Source organism: Streptomyces sp. NPDC020884, assembly GCF_044333935.1.
Classification (GTDB): Bacteria; Actinomycetota; Actinomycetes; order Streptomycetales; family Streptomycetaceae; genus Streptomyces.
Map to the genome: position 1 here is coordinate 171,014 of NZ_JBIRRY010000009.1, position 20,119 is coordinate 191,132.

The window sequence follows — 20,119 nt, forward strand, 5'->3', positions numbered from 1 at the left end:
CCGACCGGGGCCGACCGGCTACACAGAGGTGAAGGGAAGGACCGTCGTCGTGGAGACCGTCGCCGAGAACACCGCACCGGCAGCGCAGTGCCGCACGGCCCGCCCGCGGGCCGACGCGCTGCGCAACCGCGAGCGGATCGTCGCGGCCGCCCGCGAGCTGTTCGTCGAGTTCGGGCCCGACGTGGCATTGGACGACGTCGCACGGCGGGCGGGCGTCGGCAACGCCACGCTCTACCGGAACTTCCCCGACCGGGCCGCCCTCACCCATGAGGTCGTCCTCGCCGTCACCTCCCGCACCACCCTCCGGGCCGAAGAGGCCGTCGCCGCGGAGTCCGACCCGTTCGCCGCGCTCAGCCGCTTCGTGCACGCGGCCGCCGACGAACGGATCGGCGCCCTGTGCCCGATGCTCTCCGGCGTCTTCGACAAGGACCACCCCGAACTGCTCGCCGAGCGCCGGCGCCTCGAAGAGGCCGTCGAAGGGCTCGTGGCGCGCGCCATGTCCGCGGGGCGGCTGCGCACCGACATCGCCGTCGGTGACGTACTCGTCGCCCTCTCCCAGCTCACCCGGCCGCTCCCCGGCATCGCCTGCCAGGGCATCGACCGGTTCACCCACCGTCACCTGCAGTTGTTCCTGGACGGACTGGAGACCCCGGCCCGCTCCGTACTGCCCGGATCGGCGGCGACCTTGGAGGACCTGCGGCGCCCCTGACGCCCGCACCGAACTGAACCTTCCGGCCCCGTCCCTGACCGAGGGGCCCCGGCCGCACCGGTGACGCCCGCGGGCGTTCGCCCGCCCGACGCTTCTCCGTCAACCGGAAACACCATCCTGTGGACCGCCGTGTCCACGTCCACACTCCACTTCATCCCGTCGCGCGTACGCCAGCACGTACCGCCGACGCCCACTTCGCGACGCCTCGGCGCCCTCGCACGTCCTTAGGTGGCTACACCCATGTCAAAAACGGCTGACACAGCCCTTCCCGATCCGAGTCGCTGGAAAGCGCTGGCCTTCATCGCGCTCGCCCAGCTGATGGTCGTCCTCGACGCGACCATCGTGAACATCGCGCTGCCCTCCGCCCAGACCGACCTCGGCATATCCGACGGCAACAAGCAGTGGGTCATCACCGCCTACGCCCTGGCCTTCGGTGGGCTCCTCCTCTTCGGCGGCCGGATCGCCGACCTCTGGGGACGCAAGCGCACCTTCGTCGTCGGCCTGATCGGCTTCGCCCTGGCCTCCGCGCTCGGCGGAGCGGCCCAGAACGAGGCGATGATGTTCGGCTCCCGGGCCCTCCAGGGTGTCTTCGGTGCCCTGCTCGCCCCGGCCGCCCTGTCCCTGCTCGCCGTGATGTTCACCGACGCCAAGGAGCGCGCCAAGGCGTTCGGCATCTACGGGGCCATCGCCGGTGGCGGTGGCGCGGTCGGGCTGATCCTCGGCGGCTTCCTCACCGAGTACCTGAACTGGCGCTGGACGTTCTTCGTCAACATCCCGTTCGCCATCGTCGCCGCCGCCGGCGCGTACTTCGTGATCCGTGAGCCGTCCGGCGCCCGCAACCGCGCACCGCTGGACATCCCCGGCGTCGTGCTCTCCACGCTCGGCCTGGTCGCCCTGGTGTACGGCTTCACCCGCGCCGAGTCGGCCGGCTGGTCGGACACGCTGACCGTCTCGATGTTCGTCGCCGCCGCCGTGCTGCTGCTCGCCTTCGTCGTGACCGAGTCGCGCGTGAAGTCGCCGCTGCTGCCGCTGCGCGTGCTGACCGAGCGCAACCGCGGCGGGGTCTACCTCTCGCTGGGTCTCGCCATCATCGCGATGTTCGGGCTGTTCCTCTTCCTGACCTACTACCTCCAGGTCGTGAAGGGCTACTCCCCGGTCAAGACCGGCTTCGCGTTCCTCCCGATGATCGTGGGCATGATTACCGGCTCCACCCAGATCGGCACCCGGCTGATGACCCGGGTCCCGCCGCGTCTGCTGATGGGCCCCGGATTCCTGGTCGCCGCGGTCGGCATGCTGTTCCTGACCCAGCTGGATCTGAACACCAGCTACGCGGCCGTCATCCTGCCCGGCATGCTGCTGCTCGGCCTCGGCATGGGTACGGCGTTCATGCCGGCGATGTCCCTGGCCACGCACGGCATCGAGCCGCGTGACGCGGGAGTGGCCTCCGCGATGGTCAACACCTCGCAGCAGGTCGGCGGCGCCATCGGCACCGCCCTGCTCAACACCATCGCCGCGAGCGCCACCACCGCGTACGTCGCCGACCACGCTGCCCGTGCCACGGACCCGCGGCTCCTGGAGCTCCAGGCCATGGTCAGCGGCTTCGCCGCCGCGATCTGGTGGGCGGTCGGCATCCTCGTCGCCGCCGCGGCCATCGCGATCGCCCTCATCAACACCGGCCGCCCCGGAACGGGGTCGGGCTCGGTGGACGGAGCGTCCGGTGCGGGCGCCGAGGAAGAGTTCAAGATCCCGGTCGTCGCCCACTGACGCCGACTCCTCGACGCAGGCCCGCCGGCACGGGTCGAATCCCGCCTCTGCCCTGGTTCCGCTCCGCGACCGCTCAGCGATCGCTCAGCGGAGCCAGGGCAGATCCGCGTCCGTGCCCTCCGGTTCGAGACCGGTGGCGAGCACCCGCATGATCTCCCCGAGGCTGTTCACCTGCTCGGGGGTGAGCCGGTCGAACATTGCCTGCCGTACGGCCTCGACGTGGCCCGGCGCCGAGCGGCGGAGCATCGCGTAGCCGTCGTCGGTGAGCACCGCGTTCTGCCCGCGCTTGTCGGAGGGGCAGTCCTCGCGGCGCACCCAGCCGTTCTTCTCCAGCCGGGCGATGGCGTGCGAGAGCCGGGAACGGGTGATCTTCGCGTTCCGGGCCAGCTCCGTCATCCGCAGGCGGCGACGGGGAGCCTGGGAGAGCTGGACGAGCAGCCCGTAATAGATGTGCGGCATACCGGCATCGCGCTGCAACTGGCGGTCGAGGTGGTCCTCCAGCAGCGTGGTGGCATGCAGATAGGCCCGCCAGGCGTACTGCTCCTCGTCGGTGAGCCAGCGCGGCGCGCCGGTGGATGCCGTGGTCATGTGCTCCACTGTACGACCTTTTCTTGAAAGTTTAACTAGATAGGGCTAAGGTCTCCGGAAGTAGGAACTTGAAGTTTCAAGAAGCCTGCGAGGAGGTTCCCGAAAGGGATCCGGCGCGGATCCGCAGGGATTCCGCAGGACCCCTGAACAACGATCCCCCGGATGACCTCGGGGAACTCCTGCTCGGACGAACTCGTGACCGGAACCAGTGCCCTGTGCACCCAACGCGGTGCCCAGCACCCCGGGTTCCGCGTCCAGTGGATGGGGAGTGTCATGACAGCCACCGCGGAGCGCATGCCCGCCCTCTACCTCTCGCACGGCGCACCGCCGCTGGCCGACGATCCCGTCTGGCCCGGTGAGCTCGCCGCCTGGTCCGCGGGCCTGCCCCGCCCGCGCGCGATCCTGATGGTCTCCGCCCACTGGGAGGAGGCCCCGCTCGCCCTGGGAGCCGTCGAGACCGTGCCGCTCGTGTACGACTTCTGGGGCTTCCCCGAGCACTATTACGCGGTGCGGTACGGGGCCCCCGGCGCGCCCCGGCTCGCCGACAGCGTCCGCAAACTGCTGCGCGGCGCCGGTACGCCGGTCCAGGACATCCCGGACCGGGGCCTGGACCACGGGGCGTACGTACCGCTGGTGGAGATGTTCCCGGACGCCGACATCCCCGTACTCCAGATCTCCCTGCCGACCCTCGACCCGCGGAAGCTGATGGACATCGGGCGCAAACTCGCCCCTCTGCGCGACGAGGGCGTGCTCATCGTCGGCAGCGGCTTCTTCACCCACAACCTGGCCGCTCTGCGGCACCAGGGTGGCGGTGTTCCCGGCTGGTCGGCGGAGTTCGACGACTGGGGCGACCGTGCCCTGCGGGCCCAGGACATCGACGCGCTGATCGACTTCGAGCACACGTCCCCGGCCGGGAAGCTGGCCCACCCGCGCACCGAGCACTTCGCGCCGCTGTTCGTGACGCTGGGCGCGGCCGAGGACGAGCTGGACCGGGGGCGGAGCGTCATCGACGGGTTCTGGATGGGGCTGGCGAAGCGCTCGCTGCAGTTCGGCTGAGGGCTCCGGAAGGGCGGCCGGTGGGTTCGGCCGGGACGCCGGAAGGTCCGGTCGGAACACCGGTCGGTGGGTTCGGCCGGGACGCTGGAGGGTCCGGTCGGAACACCGGCCGGCGGGTTCGGTCGGGACGCCGGAAGGCCCCGTCAGAACACCGGTGGGTTCAGCTCGATCGCGCGCCGGGCGGCGGCGAACGCGAGCGGGTCGCCGACGTCCAGCGCCGTGTCGGTGAACTTGATGGTGTGATCGTCGCCGTGCGCCGCCGCCCGAGCGAACAACTCCCCGGGGTCCGGCGCGCCCGATGCCGAGCCCGGAACCGGGGCCGCCTCCCGGGGTGCGTAGGCGGCGGTGACCGCGGCGCTCGCCGCCCAGGCGGCCCGCAGGCTCGGCGTCCACAGCGCGCCGGGCAGGGCCGGCAGGGTGCGCAGGACCGCGTTGGGCGCGGTCGCCGCGTGGACCAGCATGATCGGCTCGCCGTGCGCGTGGGTGGCGTACCGGTGCGTCGAGGCCCGGATCAGCTCCCGGAGCGCGGACCGGGCCGCCTCCGGACCGGCGGGCTCCTGCCCGGGACCGGGCCAGTCCGGAAACCCGGTGAGCTGCGCGAACCGGTCCCGGATGCCACCCCTGGGGTCGGGCACCAGCGGCACCCGGTCCAGCGCCGCCGCCGCGCTCGGGGCCGGGCCGAGCGGCACCAGGGCGGGCAGCGGCTGGTGCCGGGCGGCCCAGTAGCCGAGGGCGTGGGCCAGCTCCCGGACGCGCGGGGCGGTCTCCTCGCCGGTCAGCAGGGTCCGTACGGCATGGCCCACCCGGATCACCGGATGCGTGGCGCCCGCCGCGATGCCCGGCAGCAGCCGGGGCCACCACTCGGCGAGCACCTCGCGCCAGGGGCTCTCCGCCGTCTCCCGCTCGAAGTACGCCGTCCAGTCGGCGACGCGGCGCGGGTCGCCGAGCGCCTCGGTCCAGTTCCGCGCGGTCACGGGGGAGCCGGTGTCCGGCATCTCCTCCAGCTTCGGGCCGTAGCGGTCCAGCCACCGGTGCACGGCCGACGCCTGACCGTGCCGCACCAGGGCCTCCACGGCCATCGGCGCGTGATTGCTGAGCCAGCCGTCGCGCTCCGGCCCCGAGAGGTGGATGCGCTCCAGTGCCTCGTCGAGGGTGCCCGTGGTGTCGTCCATGCCGATCACGCTCCCGTGGTGCCGTCCGTGTTGTCCCGGCCGTGGTGCCGTCCGTGCCGGTCACGCTAGGTGGGTGCGGGCCCCGGCGGATCGGGCTGCGGTCCCGGTAGGCCTGGGACCGAGGTCCCGGTCGGTCTCCGACCGAGGTCCTGGTACGCCGGGCCGTGGTTCCCGGCCGGGGCGGCCCGAGGTCCCGGGAGCGGGCCGGGCCGAGGTCCCGAGAACGACCGATCCGGCATATCGCGGACATCCTGAGCAACCCGAACGGCGCCCGAGACGTCTTTCACGGCAGGAGCGCGGCCCTCCTGGACCCCGGGGTGGCCGGGTGGCGCAAGAAGGGGCGTGGATGTGAGCGCGGTCTCATGGGCGCGATGATTCCGGGTACCCGATCCGGGAGCCGGAAGGGGCCGGGCCGGCCTCGGAAACGGCTCTGACCTGCGCGTCCGGCGGGATCCGAGGCAGGGATCCGGCGGTCGGCGCCGGACAGGGTACTGCATGACCGCGAAAGTGAATGTGCGGCATGGGAATTCTGTCCGGATTCCAGTCGTTGTTTCCATCGGATGCAGGGCACCCGAAAGGGTGTCGCGACCTACTCAGCAAGGGAGCACGCATGGCAACCCGTGCCGTCGCCCGTCGTACGTCCACCACCTCCGGTGGGACCGGCCGGGCAGGCAGTGTTCGCGCCGTGGGCGGGGAAATCGCCGATCGCGACCTGGTCGGCATGTACCTGGACGAGATCGCCCGCACACCGCTGCTCGACGCCGCCAAGGAGGTCGACCTCTCCCAGACCATCGAGGCGGGCGTCTACGCCCAGCAGATCCTCGGCGGTGAGGTGGAGAGCGACGCCGGTGACGCGAAGCGTGAGGAGCTGGAGGCGCTGGTCGCCGAGGGCGAGCGCGCCAAGGACATATTCATCCGTTCCAACCTCCGGCTCGTCGTCGCCGTGGCCCGCCGCTACCCGCGCGCGGGGCTCCCTCTGCTCGACCTGGTCCAGGAGGGCAACGCGGGCCTGGTGCGCGCGGTCGAGAAGTTCGACTACGCCAAGGGCTTCAAGTTCTCCACGTACGCGACCTGGTGGATCCGGCAGGCCATCACCCGGTCCATAGCGGACCAGTCGCGCACGATCCGGCTCCCCGTCCACCTGGTGGAGGAGCTCGGCCGGATCCGCCGGGTCCAGCGCGAGTTCAACCGCGAGCACGGGCGCGACCCGGAGCACGCGGAGATCGCCGCCGAGCTCGACTCCAACGCCGAGCGCGTCGGCAACGTCCTGGACTGGGCCCGCGACCCGGTCAGCCTCAACATGTCCGTGGACGACGACGGCGACACCCAGTTCGGCGACCTGCTGGAGGACACCTCCGCCGTCTCGCCCGAGCAGTCGGTGATGACTCTGCTCCGCAGCGAGGAGCTCGAGGACCTGATCGGCAAGCTCGACAACAGGACCGCCTCGATCATCAAGATGAGGTACGGCATCGAGGACGGGCGCGAGCGGACCCTGACCGAAGTGGGCAAGCAGCACGGCCTCACGCGGGAGCGGATCCGCCAGATAGAGAAGCACGCACTGCTCGAATTGAAGCGAATGGCTCACGACACGGGCTTTGACGCTGCGGCGTGAGCCAATAACCCGTAATCTCCCCATCAAGCCGGTTCGCACCGGCTGACCGACCGGGTCATTCCGGTCACCCGACCGGTTTTTCACCGGTCCCCCAGCTGAGCCCCGGCGCCCACCCCCCCCGGCGTCGGGGCTCATCCCTGTTCCGGGGCAGCCGGGAGCCGGCCCCCTTCCGGGGCGTCCCCCCGGGGCGGGGGCGTGGCGGCGCGGGTCAGCCGGGCGCCCAGTGCCTCCAGGTACGCCACCAGCTGCGGCGGCCCCTGCGCGGAGAACTCGCAGTCCACCAGTGCCAGCCGCAGCGCCACCCACTCCAGCGAGTCGGTGCACGAGGTCCGCAGCCGGCAGCCGCCCGCCCCGTCCGGCTCCGGCGCCCCGAATCCCGCGGGCAGCCGCGCCGTCACGAACTCCGCCGGTGCGCCGAACCACACATCCAGGCGCAGCTCCGGCTGCATCCGCCTCATCGACCGGGCCAGGAACTTCGCGGCGTCCCCGCTTCCCGCGTCGCTCCCACCCTCGTTCCCCGCCTTGCTTCCCGGGTCCTCGACGGGCAGCGGTCGCGGCGTGAACCGGGCCCCCGTGGCCTGCGGCTCGCCGACCCGGTCCACCCGGAACGTCCGCCAGTCCTCCCGGCCGAGGTCGTACGCCACCAGGTACCAGCGCTGCCCGGTGCTCACCAGCCGGTACGGCTCGACCTGCCGCTTCGTCCGGGTGCCGTCGCCGCTGCGGTACGCGAACCTCAGCCGCTCCCGCCCGGTGGCCGCCGAGGCCAGCGCCGTCAGGGTCTGCGGGTCGATGGTCGCGCCGTCGCCCCGGGTCAGCGGCACCGTGGCGTTCTGGAGCGCGGAGACCCGGTGCCGCAACCGGGAGGGGAGCACCTGTTCCAGCTTCGCCAGCGCCCGTACGGAGGCCTCGTCGACGCCCTCGATCGCGTGCCCCGCCCCGGCCCGCAGCCCCACCGCGATGGCCACCGCCTCCTCGTCGTCCAGCAGCAGGGGCGGCATGGCGGCGCCCGCCACCAGGCGATAGCCGCCGATCGAGCCGCGCGAGGCCTCGACCGGGTAGCCCAGGTCGCGCAGCCGGTCGATGTCGCGGCGGATCGTGCGCGGGCTGACGTCGAGCCGCTCGGCCAGCTCGCCGCCCGGCCACTCGCGGGGGGTCTGGAGGAGCGACAGCAGTTTCAGCAGGCGTGCGGGGGTGTCGGACATGGGTGCAGGATGCCGGACCATCAGGTCATGATCTGACCTAATGAATGCATAGGTTCTTCCCATGCCTTCTTCCGCACCTCCGCCGCCCGCGGCGTCCCGCCTCGCACCGCCCACGACACCCGCACCGGGGAAGACGCCGGTCGCACCCGCTCCCGCAGAGGCCGACCGGCGTCGCTGGTTCGCGCTGGCCATCGTGATGACCGCGGCCTTCATGGACCTGGTCGACGTCACGATCGTCAACATCGCGATCCCCAGCATCACGCGCGAGACGGGAGCCTCCGTCTCCGCGATCCAGTGGATCACCGCCGGTTACGCCCTCGCGTTCGCGGCCGGGCTGATCACGGGCGGCAGGCTCGGCGACATCTACGGGCGCAAGCGGCTCTTCCTCATCGGCATCGGCGGGTTCACCCTCGCCTCCGCCCTGTGCGGCATCGCGGGCAGCCCCGACATACTGGTCGCGGCACGCATCCTCCAGGGCGCCACGGCCGCGCTGATGGTGCCACAGGTGCTGTCGATCGTGCACGCCACCTTCCCGGCCCACGAGCGCGGCAAGGTCTTCGGTCTCTTCGGCGCGATCGTCGGGCTCGGCGCGGTCTCCGGTCCGCTGCTGGGCGCACTGCTCACGGAGTGGGACCTCTTCGGGCTCTCCTGGCGGCCGATCTTCCTGATCAACCTGCCCGTCGGCATCGCCGGACTGATCCTCGGCGCGAAGTTCATCACCGAGTCGAAGGCCCCCAAGGCGGTCCGTCTCGACCTGCCCGGCGTCGCCCTGGTCACCCTGGCCATGCTGATGCTCATCTATCCGCTCACCCGGGGGCACGAGCTGGGCTGGCCTCTCTGGGGCCATCTGTCGATGGTGGGCAGCCTGTTCGTCTTCGCGGCGTTGGTGATCTACCAGCGGCAGAAGTCCCTGACCGACGGCTCGCCGCTGATCGAACTGTCCCTGTTCCGGGTGAAGAGCTTCGCCGCCGGCATCGCTGTTCAACTGACCTTCGGCATCGGGCTCGGCATCTTCTTCCTGGTCTGGACCCTCTACATGCAGATGGGCCTCGGCTGGAGCGTGCTGCGCGCCGGCACGACGGGCATCCCGTTCTCCGTCTCGGTCTCGGTGGCGGCCGGGATCTCCGTGCAGAAGCTCGTGCCCCGCTTCGGCCGCAAGGTCCTCCAGGCCGGCGCGCTCCTGATGATCGCCGGACTGCTGATCTACCTCTGGGAGAGCGAGCAGTACGGCATGGGCATCACGTCCTGGCAGATGGCCGTCCCGCTGGTGGTCATGGGCGTGGGGATGGGGCTGATCGTGGCTCCGCTGACCGACGCGGTGCTCTCCGAAGTGCCCAAGGAGCACGCCGGTTCGGCGTCCGGCCTGATCAACACCGTGCAGCAGATGGGGACGGCGCTCGGCCTCGGCCTGGTGTCCGTCGTCTTCTTCGGCGCGATCGGCGACCGGCTGGCCCCCGAGGCGCTCGGCCCGGCGTTCGTCGACGCGTTCCAGCAGTCGCTGTGGTGGGTGGCCGGGGTGCTCTCGGTGATCTTCCTGGTGATGTTCGCTCTGCCCGCCCGGCCGCGGGTCCACGTCGAGGGCGACGCGAACTGACCGCCGGGGCAGCGGAACCGGCCCCGGCGGTCCGGGTCAGCAGATCCGGGCGCGACTCTCCATCGCCGCACGGGCGGTGTGCTCGTCCTCGTACACCTCGCACATGTGCCGGCCGTCGGGCGTCGCCGTGTGCTCGACCTCCCAGAGGCTCGTCTCGCTGCCGTCCAGCAGCAGGAACGCGTGCTCGTAGAGCGTGAATCCGGCCGGCCGGCCGTCGACGCGGCACTGACGCCCGAAGATCTGCGTGATGTGGTGGGCGAAGGCGGACCGGAGCAGCCGCGCCTTCCGCTCGCCCGGCCGGTCGGCGTTCTCCGCGCGGCGCAGCACCCGGCGGGCGTGGTCCGCGGAGTTGTCGGGGGCGTACGTCCGGGGGAGCGGGGCCGGAGGGGCGGACATCAGGACCGTCAGCATCTCCATGTGACCCTGCCCCTCCTGCGCCCCCTCGTCGCCGAAGGCCGGGGAGTCGGAGAAGCTCCCGGCGAGCCGGGACGCGGCGATGCGGGCGTCGCCCTCCTCGTCGTACAGCTCGTGCCGGCGCGGGCTCCCCACGTCCCGGCCTTCGCTGTGCACCAGCTCCCACAGGGTCAGGGCGGAGCCGTCGGCGAGGAGATAGGTGTGACGGTAGGTCTCGCGGTGCAGCACGGAGCTGTGGTGCGAGGAGTGCAGGGAGCTGCTGTGGGCGAGCGCCGTGCCGAGGCGGTCGACCGTGCTGTCGGGAAGGTCGAAGGAGTTGAGGGCGCGTCGCAGGAGTCGGTCGAGGTGGTGCTCGGTTGTCTCGTACGGATCGCTCAAGGTGGTGTCTCCAGGCCGTCGCCGCGTGTTACTTGATGCGTGCTTAACGTAGTCCCTGGGTCCGACATCGTGACCGGGGTTGGTAAAAACGTAGGGCGCACGCAGAAAGTTCCCCCCGTGCCACTGGTGCATTTCGGGCGGTTGGGATGAACTCCCTTGCGCAGTCGATGAGTCGGCCACCCCGCGCGCCCCTCGCTCACCCCGCACGCCCCCTGCCGCGCGCCGATCCGGCAGGGGGGTGACGGTGCTGCCCGTGCCGCTCGCGCTGATCTGTCATGGGGGTTGGGCTGCCTGTGCCGTTCGCGCCGATCCGTCATGGGGCTGGGCTGCCCGCGCCGCTCCGCCGGGGCGACGGGGCCGCCCTCAGCCGCCGTACAACTCCGTGTACGAGAGGAGCCGGCCGCCCGGCCCCTCGGTGCTCCGGGCCGCGCGCACCGCCTTCACGACGGCCCGTGCCAGGACGTCGGCGCCCGCCGCCAGGATCTCGTTGACGGCGGCCGGATCCCCCGGCGATACCCGCACCTGCCCGGTGGCCAGGGTGAACACGGTGTCCCCGTCGGTCAGCAGGTGGACCGGGCGCACCGCGCGCGCCAGGCCGTCGTGCGCCGTGCCCGCGAGCTTCTGGGCCTGCGCCCGGACCAGGTCCGCGTCCGTGGCGACGACCGCGATCGTCGTGTTGAACGGCGGGGCCCCGCCCCCGGCCGCCTCTGCCGCCTCCCGCTCCCGCGCGAGGCGCAGCACCGCCGCCGCGTGGACCTCGGCCGGCGGGTGCGCCGGCGGCTCCCCGGCCCCGTACTCCCCGAACAGCACCCCGGTCCGGGGATCGACCACCGAGCCCGCCGCGTTCACCGCGACGAGGGCGGCCACCGTGACCCCGGAGGCGAGGCGGATGCTCGCGGTGCCGATGCCGCCCTTGAGCTGCCCGGCCACCGCGCCGGTGCCCGCGCCCACGCCGCCCTCGGTGACGGGGTCCCCGGGCCCCGTGGCGGCAGCCGCCTCCACCGCGGCGCGGCCGGTCGACGCGTCGGGGCGGGCCCGCCAGTCGCCGCCCCGGCCCAGGTCGAAGAGGGCGGCGGCCGGAACGACCGGCACCACCTGGGTGGGTCCTGCGCCGACCCGGACGCCCCGGCCCTGCTCCTCCAGCCAGGCCATCACACCGGACGCGGCGTCGAGCCCGTACGCGCTGCCGCCCGTGAGGACGACGGCGTCGACCCGCTGCACCAGATTGCGCGGATCCAGTGCGTCCGTCTCCCGCGTGCCCGGCCCGCCGCCCCGTACGTCCACGGCGGCCACGGCCCCGCCCTCGGGTGCCAGGACGACGGTCGTGCCGCTCAGTGCACCGTCACCGGCGACCTCGGCGTGGCCGACGCGGATTCCGGCCACATCGGTCAGCGCGTCCAGCAGCGGCGGGAGCTCGGGGGCCTGGTCCTCGCGGGTCATCGTGCGGCTCCTCAGGTCGGGATCGAGGCCCGTGGGGGAGCGCGGGCCGATGTGTCTCGAACGTACCGGCGGGCCGGGGGCGGTGCGCGAGGCCCCGCACGGACGGGGGTGCGGGCCCGTCCGGGCCAGGCGACCCTTGCGACTGTCCGGGCGACCCGCTCACCCTCACATCGCCTAAAATGGGCTTAATTCGCCCAAAGGGTCCTACGGTGGCCGGGTGACCGAGCCCTCAGAAGCCACCGCAGCAGCCGAACCCGACGCCCCCGGCGGCTCCGCGGCCACGCCGCCCGCCGCGACCGGCCCCCGGTCCGTCACCACCCGGGCCACGCTCGCCGGAGTGGCCGTCTCCGTCCTGCTGATCCTCGCGATCGTGCTCGGTAGCCGCATGCTCCGCAACTTCGACTCGGCCCTCCTCCCGTATGCCGTGGCCACGGTCTTCCTCGCCTTCGGCGTCGCCTACCGGTACACCGTCTGGATCTCCGCCCCCGGGGCCCGACGCCTGTTCAAACAGGGCTGGCGCAGCCTCTTCTCCCTGGACAACTTCCGCCGCGCCCCCACCGCCCTGCCGAAGATGATCGCCACCTACCTCGGCTTCCAGAAGTTCCTCGGCGCCCGCTCCCACGCGCGCTGGGCCGCCCATCAGCTGATCTTCTGGGGCTGCATCCTGGCCGCCCTGATCACCTTCCCGCTCACCTGGGGCTGGTTCACCTTCACCTCCGGCAGCGGATCGGGACCCGGCTACGAGATGCGGATCTGGGGCTTCAAGATCCTCGGATTCGACTCCCTCAACCTTCTCGGCTGGCTGATGTTCCACGGCCTGGACATCGCCGCCGTTCTCGTCATCCCCGGCGCCTCCTACTTCCTGTGGCGACGGATGAAGGACCGCGGTGCCATCACCGGCCAGCGCTTCGGCTACGACCTGGTGCCGCTGATCGCGCTCATCGTCATCTCCGTGACCGGCCTGCTGCTCACCTTCTCCTCGGTCTTCCTGCACGGCGGCGGCTATCAGTTCCTGGCGATCCTGCACATGGTGTCCGTGGTCTTCACCCTCATCTACATCCCGTTCGGCAAGTTCTTCCACATCGTCCAGCGCCCGGCCGCGGTCGGCATGCAGCTGTTCAAGTACACCGGCCGCAAGGACGACGAGGTGTTCGCCTGCCGCCGCTGCGAGGAACCCATCGACACCGGCCCGTACGTCGAGAACCTGCGCGGCACCATGCGCGACCTCAGCCTCGACTTCGACTCCTGGGCCGAATACTGCCCGCGCTGCAAGCGGGTGCTGCGCGGCAGCGCCTATCTCTCCCATGTGAAGAAGGGCTTCAAGTGACCGCGGATCCGCGAGCTGCTGCCGACCGCCGTACGTTCATCCCCCTGGATCCCTCCCTCGCTCCTCCCGGCACCCGCGCCTTCCGGGACGCCGGCGGTATCCCGGCCGACCAGTGGCACGCCGACCAGAACGGCGAGACGCTGGTGCCGACCCACTGCTGCTTCTGCGGCGTCCAGTGCGGGATGTATCTCCGCGTGGACCGCGGCGGCAAGGTCTTCGGCGTCGAACCCCGCAACCACGACATCAACCGGATGCGGCTCTGCCCCAAGGGCATCAACGCCTACCAGCAGGTCAACCACCCCGACCGGCTCACCGCCCCGCTGATGCGCCGCTCCCGCGACGAGGAGTTCCACGAGGTCTCCTGGGAGGAGGCGCTCGACTTCACCGTCTCCGAGGTCCGGCGTATCCAGCAGACCTACGGCAACGACGCCTTCGGGCTCCTCGGCGGGGCCAGCCTGTTCTCCGAGAAGACCTATCTGGTGGGCAAGTTCGCCCGGGTCGCGCTCAAGACCCGGCACGTCGACTACAACGGCCGCCTCTGCATGGTCAGCGCCGCGGGCGCCAACAAGCTCGCCTTCGGCATCGACCGGGCCGGCAACCCCTTCTCCGACATCCTGCTCACCGACTGCCTGCTCATCGCGGGCTCCAACGTCGGCGAGTGTTTCCCCGTGATGACCCAGTACGTCTGGGGAGCCCGGGACCGCGGGGCCAGCCTCATCGTCATCGACCCGCGCGAGACCGCCATCGCCCGGACCGCCGACATCCACGTGGCCCTCAAGCCCGGCACCGACGCCGCTTTCTTCACCTCCGTCCTCAACGTCGTCATCGCCGAAGGGCTCACCGACGAGAACTACCTCGCCGCCCACGCCACCGGCTGGGAGGAGGTCAAGGCCAAGGCCGCCGAGTACCCGCCCTCCCGCGCCGCCGCGATCTGCGGGATCCCCGCCGAACAGATCGTCCAGGTCGCCCGCACCTTCGCCCGCGCGCCCAAGGCCATGGCCTGGCACGCCCGGGGCATCGAGCACCACTCGCAGGGCGTCGAGAACTGCCTCTCCGTGATCAGCCTCTGCACCGCCACCGGCCACATCGGCAAACCCGGCGCCGGCTACGGCACCATCACCGGTCAGGGCAACGGACAGGGCGGCCGCGAGCACGGCCAGAAGTCCGACCTGCTCCCCGGCGGACGCTCCATCATGAACGAGGAGCACCGGCGCCAGATCTGCGAGATCTGGGGCATCGAGGAGTCCGAACTCCCGGTCGCCGGGACCTCCATGATGGAAATGGTCTGGCAGATGCAGCGCCGCGAGATCCGCGGCCTGATCGGCATCTGCAACAACCCCTTCGTCTCCCTGCCCAACTACCGGGTGGTCAAGGAGGGGTACGACGCCACCGAATTCCACGCGCAATTCGACTTCTTCCTCTCCGAGACCGCCGCCAACGCCCATGTCGTCTTCCCCGTCACCACTTGGGCCGAGGACGAAGGGGTGATGGCCAACGCGGAAGCCCGCGTGGTCAAGCACAACAAGGCCCAGGACCCGCCCCCAGGCGTCCGGACCGACACCTGGGTGATGTGCGAACTCGCCCGCCGCCTCGGCGCCGGGGACAAGTTCGACTTCCCCGACTCCCGCACGGTCTTCGACGAACTGCGCGTCGCCTCCGCCGGCACCGTCAACGACTACTACGGCATCACCTACGAACGGCTGGAGGAGACCGGCGGCATCGCCTGGCCCTGCCCCACCACCGACCACCCCGGCACCCCCCGCCTCTTCGAGGACGGGAAGACCTACCACCCCGACGGCAAGATCCACCTCCAGGTCGTCGAATGGCACCCGCCGATGGACCCCTACGACGACGAGCACCCCATGTCGCTCACCACCGGCCGCACCGTCGCCCACTTCCTCTCCGGCAACCAGACCCGCAGGCTCGGCGCCCTCGTCGAACAGACCCCGCGCCCCTGGGCCGAGATCCACCCCTCCCACGGCTTCCGCAACGGCGAGCCCGTCCGCGTCGTCACCCGGCGCGGCAGCGAGGTCTTCCCCGCCCTGGTCACCGAGGCGATCCGCCCCGACACCGTGTTCATCCCCTACCACTGGCCCGTTCCCACCGCGGCCAACGCCCTCACCATCGACGCGCTCGACCCCCGATCCAAGATTCCCGAGTACAAGGTGTGCGCCTGCCGCATCGAGCACGCCGAGCGGATCGACGAGGTCCCCGCCCCGCCGGTCGCTCCCGGACATGTCGCCTACCCGGAGACCCAGGTCTCCCGTACCGACCCGCTGCCTCCCACGGCCCCCCAGGGCCGTGGCACCTCGGAGAGGAGCTGAGGCCCCATGATGGGCAGAACGATCTTCATCGACCCGGGGCGCTGCATCGGCTGCCAGGCCTGTGTCTCCGCCTGCCGCGAATGCGACTCGCACCGCGGCAAATCGATGATCCACCTCGACTACACCGACGAGGGCCAGTCCGTCGCCTCCCTTCCCACCGTCTGCATGCACTGCGAGGACCCGGTCGCCCCGTGCGCCGAGGTCTGTCCGGCCGACGCGATCCTGGTGACCGCCGACGGTGTGGTGCAGCAGGCCGACACCACCCGCTGCATCGGCTGCGCCAACTGCGTCAACGCCTGCCCCTTCGGTGTACCGAAGATCGACCTCCAGGCGAAGCTGCAGTTGAAGTGCAACCTCTGCTACGACCGCACCGCCTACGGCCTCGCCCCCATGTGCGCCACCGTCTGCCCGACCGGAGCGCTCTTCTACGGAACCCTCGAGGAACTCCAGGCTGAGCGCCCCGGTGTCCAGGTCGCCGACACCTTCGTCTTCGGCGAGACCGAGGTCCGCACCGGCGTGGCCATGGTCGTCCCCGCCGAACGGGTCCAGTGGCCGGTCCCCGGCGGCCTCCCCGTCGTCGAGATCAACGGGAAGGACGTCCGCCGATGAGCGTCACCGAACAGCAGCCGGGTGGCGAGCACCCCGCCGGGGGAGACCCGCGCGAGGCCCTCCAGGACCGGATCGCCGCCGACTCCCTCACCACCCGACGGGACTACCTCCGGATCGTCACCACCGTCTCTGGCGGTCTCGCCGTCGGCGGCATCGGGGTGGCGGCCGGCATCCTCCACCGCCACGGCGACGGCGAGGAGGGCAAGGCTCCCGAGGCGAAGCGCATCGCCCAGCAGCTCCTGCCCGGCGAGTCGATCGCCTTCCGCTACCCGGGCGAGGAGGATCGGGCCGTCGCCGTCCGACTCGACGACGGCACCCTCGTCGGCTACTCCGCCGTCTGCACCCACCTCGCCTGCGCCGTGCTCTGGCGCAAGGACCGGGGCTCCGAGGGCGAGCTGTACTGCCCCTGCCACGAGGGAGTCTTCGACGCCCGGTCCGGCGAGGTCACCGCCGGACCGCCGCCCCGCGGACTGCCCAAGGTCGTGGTCATCGAGCAGGACGACGGAAGCATCTGGGCCGTGGGGACCACCCGCTCCGGCGAGAGCATCGAGAGAGGGCTCTGCCGCCAGCTCGGCGGGGAGCGCCCCGACCTCGCCTCCCGTATCGGCTGCCCCGACATCGGCAGCGGAGCCGAATCCCCGCCCCGGGCCGCCGGGGCACGAGCCCGGAACCGGAGCGCCGGTGAGCGGTCCGCGCCCCGGTCCGGCGGCGGAACGGAACCCGGCCACCGGGGCACCGGCCCCGCAGCCGGTCCGGCCGGCGGTCCGGGGCGTGGAGCCGGCCGGGCGTCCGCCTCCGCCGAGAACCCGGGCGGGCGGGCATGAGCGGCTCCCCGGGCCCCGAGCAGCCGCTGCCGCCCCCGGGCAGCCACTACCCCGCCTACCGCCCCGGCAGCGCCGACCCCGAGCTGAACCGGCCCGTCCATGAGCGGTATCCGCAGATCCGCCCCACCAGCGGGTACGGCGACCCCCGCGTCCGGCACACCGGCCCCGGGCCCGGAGCGGGCGTTGACCAGAATCCCGAACGCTCTTCGAAACTGACCGCCCGGCTCACCCTCGCCATGACCGTCGTCATCGGCCAGCTCTGGGCACTGACGGTCCTGATCGACGAGTGGATGGAGGGCAACACCGGCACGGCCTGGTGGGGGGCCGGCTTCCTCTGTCTGTCGTTCCTCGTCGTGCTCGGCCTGTGGCTCATCGACCCGAAGGACCGCTGACGCCCGCCGTCCGGCTCCACGGCGGCTCACACCTCGCGGTGAGCCGCCGTACCCTGGAGACATGAGCGCCGCCCCCGCCCCCCGCCCGCGTGATGCGAAGCAGCAGCAGCCATCGGAGCAGCCGCCCCCGGAGCCGAAGCCCAAGCCGGTTCTGGTCTTCGACGATCCGCTGGACCGGCAGTCCGCGGACGATACGGACCAGGGGTGGGGTGAGCGGCCTCTCGCCGGCGGCAGCGCCGCGGACCTCGCGCGCTTCCTGGACGAGAAGCCTCCCCACCACATCTGAGCAGCCGCCCGAAGGGCTACCGGTTCTCGACCGGGCCCGGAGCGGCCCCGCCGGTTCCCCCCGGGCCCTCGCCCGAGTCCGGCCCACGGAGGCCGGGCGCGCCATCGGTGCGCTGCGCGACCAGAGCGTCGCGGATCTCCTTCAGCACCTCCAGCTCGCTCACTTCCAACGTCTCCTGCACGCCCTCCTTGGCGGCCTGCATCGCCGCCCGCCTGGCCAGGTACTTGGCCATCGGCAGCACCATCAGGAAGTACACGACGGCAGCGGTGATCAGGAAGCTGAGGGCGGCGCTGAGCACCGAACCCCACAGGATCTCGATCCCGTCCATCTCGCCGGTCTTCGGGTCCGTGGTGCAGGGGCCCTGGAGGCATGAGCTGTAGCTGTCGAGGTCCTGGGTGCCGAACGCACCGACCAGGGGGTTGATGACGCCCTTGACGACCGCGTTCACGATGTTGGTGAACGCCGCTCCGATGACGACGGCCACCGCGAGGTCGATCACATTGCCGCGCGTCAGGAAGGCTTTGAAGCCGTCCAGCAGACTGACCTTCTTCTCGCTCACAGGTAAGCCTTCTTTCGCATGTGCGGTAGGGGGAGCAAACTGCTCCGCCACCTAAGGCGGGTGAAGGCGACACTGTCCAATCCACTAATTCCCACGAGTGACATGACAGGGCGTCAGTTCCCATCGGACACCGCCACGGCCAGCTGCCCCGAAGCGCCCGCGCCGAGCAGCGCGGTGGCCGTCGGCCGCTCCACGGACAACACCACCAGCGCCCCCGCCCCGGGATCGGCACCGTCCACCGCGCGGCCGCCGGGTGCGGCGGCCGGGTGCGGGACCTTCGCCACACGCACCCCCCGGGCCACCACGCGCGCGTCGCCGCCCGCCTCACCGACCGCGATCACATCGACCCGGTCTCCCGGCCGCAGCAGCCGTACGGTCTCCGCGTCGGCGATCCGGACCGGGGCGGACACCAGCCGCACCGAAGACCGGCCCGCCACCGGGGGAGCGTCCGGTGCCCCGGCCTTCCCGTCGGCGTCGCTCAGGCCCGTGGTCGCGAGCGCCGCGCCCGCCAGCGCGAGTCCCGCGGCCGCCGCACGCCGCTGCCGGCGCACCATGCGCCGCAGCCGGTCCGCGCCACCGCCCCGCACCCGCAGCGGCGCGAACGGCCCCACCCCGCACGGTGCGGGCGCCGGCGGAGAAGCGCACGGGGGCGGGGAGGCGGACAGGGGCATGGATGGGGACGGCGACGACGGGGACATGGCACCACCTGGAATCGGGTGAACGAGCTCAAGGGAAAGGGGAGTCCGGCCCGGTCGATCCGGCCGAACTCCCCTCACTTTCCACTCTCCGGGCGGATCCCGCTGAGGCCTGTGGACAGGCCCCGCACTGTGGAAAACTCCCTCACCCGTTCCGGCGAACGTTCCGCCGAAGCCCGCCCGCCGAAGCCCGCCCGCCGCAGCGGTGGTGATCCCGGCTACGGCAGCGCGATCCCCGTGTCGATCCCGTCCAGCGCGTGGGTGCACGTGCAGTTGCGGCTCCCGCTGCTCGGCAGCCCGGCCACCGCGTCGAACAGCACCGAGCGCAGTCGGTCCACGTTGGCCGCGAACACCTGGAGCACCTCCTCGTGCGAGACGCCCTCACCCGCCTCGGCCCCCGCGTCCAGGTCGGTCACCAGGGTCATCGTCGTGTAGCAGAGCCCCAGCTCCCGGGCGAGGACCGCCTCGGGGTGCCCGGTCATGCCCACGACCGACCAGCCCATCGCCGCGTGCCAGCGCGATTCCGCGCGGGTCGAGAAGCGGGGGCCCTCCACGACCACCAGGGTGCCGCCGTCCACCGGCTCCCAGTCGCGTCCGCGGGCCGCCGCCAGCGCGGCCTTGCGGCCCTCGGGGCAGTACGGGTCGGCGAAGCCCAGGTGGACGACGTTCGGTACGGTCCCGTCGGCCCGGGTCTCACCGTCGTAATAGGTCTGCACGCGGGCCTTGGTGCGGTCCACCAGCTGGTCGGGGACGAGCAGGGTGCCCGGACCGAACTCCGGCCGCAGCCCGCCCACCGCGCACGGCCCGAGCACCTGCCGGACCCCGACGGAGCGCAGCGCCCACAGGTTGGCCCGGTAGTTGATGCGGTGCGGCGGCAGGTGGTGGCCGCGTCCGTGGCGGGGCAGGAAGGCCACCCGTCGGCCGCCGAGCTCGCCGAGGAAGACCGAGTCGCTGGGCTTCCCGTAAGGGGTGTCCACGGAGACCTCGGTGACGTCCTCCAGGAAGGAGTAGAAGCCCGAGCCGCCGATGACACCGATCTCCGCGGAACCCTCGGTACTCGCCGTACCCGTACCGGAGTTCGTTTCCGTCTGTGCGTTCACCATGCGGTCACCGTATCCGCCGGGGCGTTCCCCGGAGGAAACGGCCGGACCCCCGCCGATGGGTATCGGCGGGG

Annotated in this window: 19 protein-coding genes; 11 read left to right on the forward strand and 8 right to left on the reverse strand. The window is 71.8% G+C overall.

Annotated features, from left to right (window positions below):
- Positions 1 to 49 precede the first annotated feature (49 nt).
- Entirely contained in the window at positions 50 to 709 is a 660-nt protein-coding gene (locus tag ACH4UK_RS26455) for a TetR/AcrR family transcriptional regulator (RefSeq protein ID WP_398360208.1), read from the forward strand.
- Positions 710 to 949: 240 nt separating this feature from the next.
- Entirely contained in the window at positions 950 to 2,473 is a 1,524-nt protein-coding gene (locus ACH4UK_RS26460) for an MFS transporter (RefSeq protein WP_398360210.1), read from the forward strand.
- An 84-nt stretch (positions 2,474 to 2,557) separates the two neighbouring features.
- On the opposite strand, the gene ACH4UK_RS26465 is transcribed toward ACH4UK_RS26460, so the two are convergent.
- On the reverse strand, positions 2,558 to 3,070 hold the full coding sequence (locus ACH4UK_RS26465; protein ID WP_398360211.1) for a MarR family winged helix-turn-helix transcriptional regulator: 513 nt from the start codon (positions 3,068 to 3,070) through the stop codon (positions 2,558 to 2,560).
- Between the two features lie 264 nt (positions 3,071 to 3,334).
- Here ACH4UK_RS26465 and ACH4UK_RS26470 point away from each other — a divergent pair, with 264 nt between their 5' ends.
- On the forward strand, positions 3,335 to 4,117 hold the full coding sequence (locus ACH4UK_RS26470; RefSeq protein ID WP_398360213.1) for a dioxygenase: 783 nt from the start codon (positions 3,335 to 3,337) through the stop codon (positions 4,115 to 4,117).
- Between the two features lie 143 nt (positions 4,118 to 4,260).
- On the opposite strand, the gene ACH4UK_RS26475 is transcribed toward ACH4UK_RS26470, so the two are convergent.
- On the reverse strand, positions 4,261 to 5,289 hold the full coding sequence (locus tag ACH4UK_RS26475; RefSeq protein WP_398360215.1) for a questin oxidase family protein: 1,029 nt from the start codon (positions 5,287 to 5,289) through the stop codon (positions 4,261 to 4,263).
- Positions 5,290 to 5,899: 610 nt separating this feature from the next.
- On the opposite strand from ACH4UK_RS26475, the gene ACH4UK_RS26480 reads away from it, so the two are divergent.
- Positions 5,900 to 6,901: an RNA polymerase sigma factor RpoD/SigA gene (locus tag ACH4UK_RS26480; protein WP_398360217.1), complete on the forward strand. Its 1,002-nt coding sequence runs from the start codon at positions 5,900 to 5,902 to the stop codon at positions 6,899 to 6,901.
- Between the two features lie 131 nt (positions 6,902 to 7,032).
- Here the strand turns inward: ACH4UK_RS26480 and ACH4UK_RS26485 are convergent, their stop codons facing one another.
- A complete protein-coding gene (locus ACH4UK_RS26485) occupies positions 7,033 to 8,103 on the reverse strand; it encodes a helix-turn-helix transcriptional regulator (RefSeq protein ID WP_398360218.1) in 1,071 nt (356 codons plus the stop codon).
- Positions 8,104 to 8,164: 61 nt separating this feature from the next.
- Here ACH4UK_RS26485 and ACH4UK_RS26490 point away from each other — a divergent pair, with 61 nt between their 5' ends.
- The gene (locus tag ACH4UK_RS26490; RefSeq protein ID WP_398360220.1) at positions 8,165 to 9,697 is read left to right on the forward strand and encodes an MFS transporter; all 1,533 of its coding nucleotides are present in this window, start codon (positions 8,165 to 8,167) and stop codon (positions 9,695 to 9,697) included.
- Positions 9,698 to 9,733: 36 nt separating this feature from the next.
- On the opposite strand, the gene ACH4UK_RS26495 is transcribed toward ACH4UK_RS26490, so the two are convergent.
- Both ACH4UK_RS26495 and ACH4UK_RS26500 read right to left on the reverse strand, forming a co-directional pair.
- Positions 9,734 to 10,489 carry a DUF6227 family protein gene (locus ACH4UK_RS26495; RefSeq protein WP_398360222.1) on the reverse strand — a complete coding sequence of 252 codons (756 nt, stop codon included), beginning with the start codon at positions 10,487 to 10,489 and terminating at the stop codon, positions 9,734 to 9,736.
- Between the two features lie 363 nt (positions 10,490 to 10,852).
- Positions 10,853 to 11,929, reverse strand: a complete 1,077-nt coding sequence (locus tag ACH4UK_RS26500) for a P1 family peptidase (protein WP_398360224.1) — start codon at positions 11,927 to 11,929, stop codon at positions 10,853 to 10,855.
- Positions 11,930 to 12,146: 217 nt separating this feature from the next.
- Between ACH4UK_RS26500 and ACH4UK_RS26505 the strand changes: the two genes are divergently transcribed.
- The 6 genes from ACH4UK_RS26505 (at position 12,147) to ACH4UK_RS26530 (ending at position 17,691) form a co-directional block, all read left to right on the forward strand.
- Positions 12,147 to 13,256, forward strand: coding sequence for an MFS transporter (locus tag ACH4UK_RS26505; RefSeq protein WP_398360226.1), 1,110 nt, complete (start codon positions 12,147 to 12,149; stop codon positions 13,254 to 13,256).
- Positions 13,253 to 15,580 carry a molybdopterin oxidoreductase family protein gene (locus ACH4UK_RS26510; protein WP_398360228.1) on the forward strand — a complete coding sequence of 776 codons (2,328 nt, stop codon included), beginning with the start codon at positions 13,253 to 13,255 and terminating at the stop codon, positions 15,578 to 15,580. The genes ACH4UK_RS26505 and ACH4UK_RS26510 overlap by 4 nt, the downstream gene beginning before the upstream one ends.
- 6 nt (positions 15,581 to 15,586) lie before the next feature.
- Positions 15,587 to 16,189, forward strand: coding sequence for a 4Fe-4S dicluster domain-containing protein (locus ACH4UK_RS26515; protein ID WP_398360230.1), 603 nt, complete (start codon positions 15,587 to 15,589; stop codon positions 16,187 to 16,189).
- Positions 16,186 to 17,013 carry a ubiquinol-cytochrome c reductase iron-sulfur subunit gene (locus tag ACH4UK_RS26520; RefSeq protein WP_398360232.1) on the forward strand — a complete coding sequence of 276 codons (828 nt, stop codon included), beginning with the start codon at positions 16,186 to 16,188 and terminating at the stop codon, positions 17,011 to 17,013. Before ACH4UK_RS26515 ends, ACH4UK_RS26520 begins: the two co-directional genes overlap by 4 nt.
- Positions 17,010 to 17,405, forward strand: a complete 396-nt coding sequence (locus tag ACH4UK_RS26525; RefSeq protein WP_398360234.1) for a hypothetical protein — start codon at positions 17,010 to 17,012, stop codon at positions 17,403 to 17,405. Before ACH4UK_RS26520 ends, ACH4UK_RS26525 begins: the two co-directional genes overlap by 4 nt.
- A 61-nt stretch (positions 17,406 to 17,466) precedes the next feature.
- Positions 17,467 to 17,691, forward strand: coding sequence for a hypothetical protein (locus ACH4UK_RS26530; protein WP_398360237.1), 225 nt, complete (start codon positions 17,467 to 17,469; stop codon positions 17,689 to 17,691).
- 16 nt (positions 17,692 to 17,707) lie between these two features.
- Here the strand turns inward: ACH4UK_RS26530 and ACH4UK_RS26535 are convergent, their stop codons facing one another.
- The 3 genes from ACH4UK_RS26535 to ACH4UK_RS26545 form a co-directional block, all read right to left on the reverse strand.
- Positions 17,708 to 18,250: an MscL family protein gene (locus ACH4UK_RS26535; RefSeq protein ID WP_398360239.1), complete on the reverse strand. Its 543-nt coding sequence runs from the start codon at positions 18,248 to 18,250 to the stop codon at positions 17,708 to 17,710.
- Positions 18,251 to 18,363: 113 nt separating this feature from the next.
- Positions 18,364 to 18,837 carry an RcpC/CpaB family pilus assembly protein gene (locus ACH4UK_RS26540; protein ID WP_398360624.1) on the reverse strand — a complete coding sequence of 158 codons (474 nt, stop codon included), beginning with the start codon at positions 18,835 to 18,837 and terminating at the stop codon, positions 18,364 to 18,366.
- Positions 18,838 to 19,163: 326 nt separating this feature from the next.
- Positions 19,164 to 20,048 carry an S-methyl-5'-thioadenosine phosphorylase gene (locus ACH4UK_RS26545; RefSeq protein ID WP_398360241.1) on the reverse strand — a complete coding sequence of 295 codons (885 nt, stop codon included), beginning with the start codon at positions 20,046 to 20,048 and terminating at the stop codon, positions 19,164 to 19,166.
- Between the last annotated feature and the right edge of the window lie 71 nt (positions 20,049 to 20,119).

What these genes read in the sequence shown, in the direction of transcription:
- ACH4UK_RS26460 (WP_398360210.1), top strand. Translation starts at nt 950, where the DNA reads ATGTCAAAAACGGCTGACACAGCCCTTCCCGATCCGAGTCGCTGGAAA.
- ACH4UK_RS26530 (WP_398360237.1), top strand. Translation starts at nt 17,467, where the DNA reads ATGAGCGCCGCCCCCGCCCCCCGCCCGCGTGATGCGAAGCAGCAGCAG.
- ACH4UK_RS26470 (WP_398360213.1), top strand. Translation starts at nt 3,335, where the DNA reads ATGACAGCCACCGCGGAGCGCATGCCCGCCCTCTACCTCTCGCACGGC.
- ACH4UK_RS26520 (WP_398360232.1), top strand. Translation starts at nt 16,186, where the DNA reads ATGAGCGTCACCGAACAGCAGCCGGGTGGCGAGCACCCCGCCGGGGGA.
- ACH4UK_RS26475 (WP_398360215.1), bottom strand. Translation starts at nt 5,289, where the DNA reads ATGGACGACACCACGGGCACCCTCGACGAGGCACTGGAGCGCATCCAC.
- ACH4UK_RS26515 (WP_398360230.1), top strand. Translation starts at nt 15,587, where the DNA reads ATGATGGGCAGAACGATCTTCATCGACCCGGGGCGCTGCATCGGCTGC.
- ACH4UK_RS26490 (WP_398360220.1), top strand. Translation starts at nt 8,165, where the DNA reads ATGCCTTCTTCCGCACCTCCGCCGCCCGCGGCGTCCCGCCTCGCACCG.
- ACH4UK_RS26500 (WP_398360224.1), bottom strand. Translation starts at nt 11,929, where the DNA reads ATGACCCGCGAGGACCAGGCCCCCGAGCTCCCGCCGCTGCTGGACGCG.
- ACH4UK_RS26525 (WP_398360234.1), top strand. Translation starts at nt 17,010, where the DNA reads ATGAGCGGCTCCCCGGGCCCCGAGCAGCCGCTGCCGCCCCCGGGCAGC.
- ACH4UK_RS26545 (WP_398360241.1), bottom strand. Translation starts at nt 20,048, where the DNA reads ATGGTGAACGCACAGACGGAAACGAACTCCGGTACGGGTACGGCGAGT.
- ACH4UK_RS26480 (WP_398360217.1), top strand. Translation starts at nt 5,900, where the DNA reads ATGGCAACCCGTGCCGTCGCCCGTCGTACGTCCACCACCTCCGGTGGG.
- ACH4UK_RS26485 (WP_398360218.1), bottom strand. Translation starts at nt 8,103, where the DNA reads ATGTCCGACACCCCCGCACGCCTGCTGAAACTGCTGTCGCTCCTCCAG.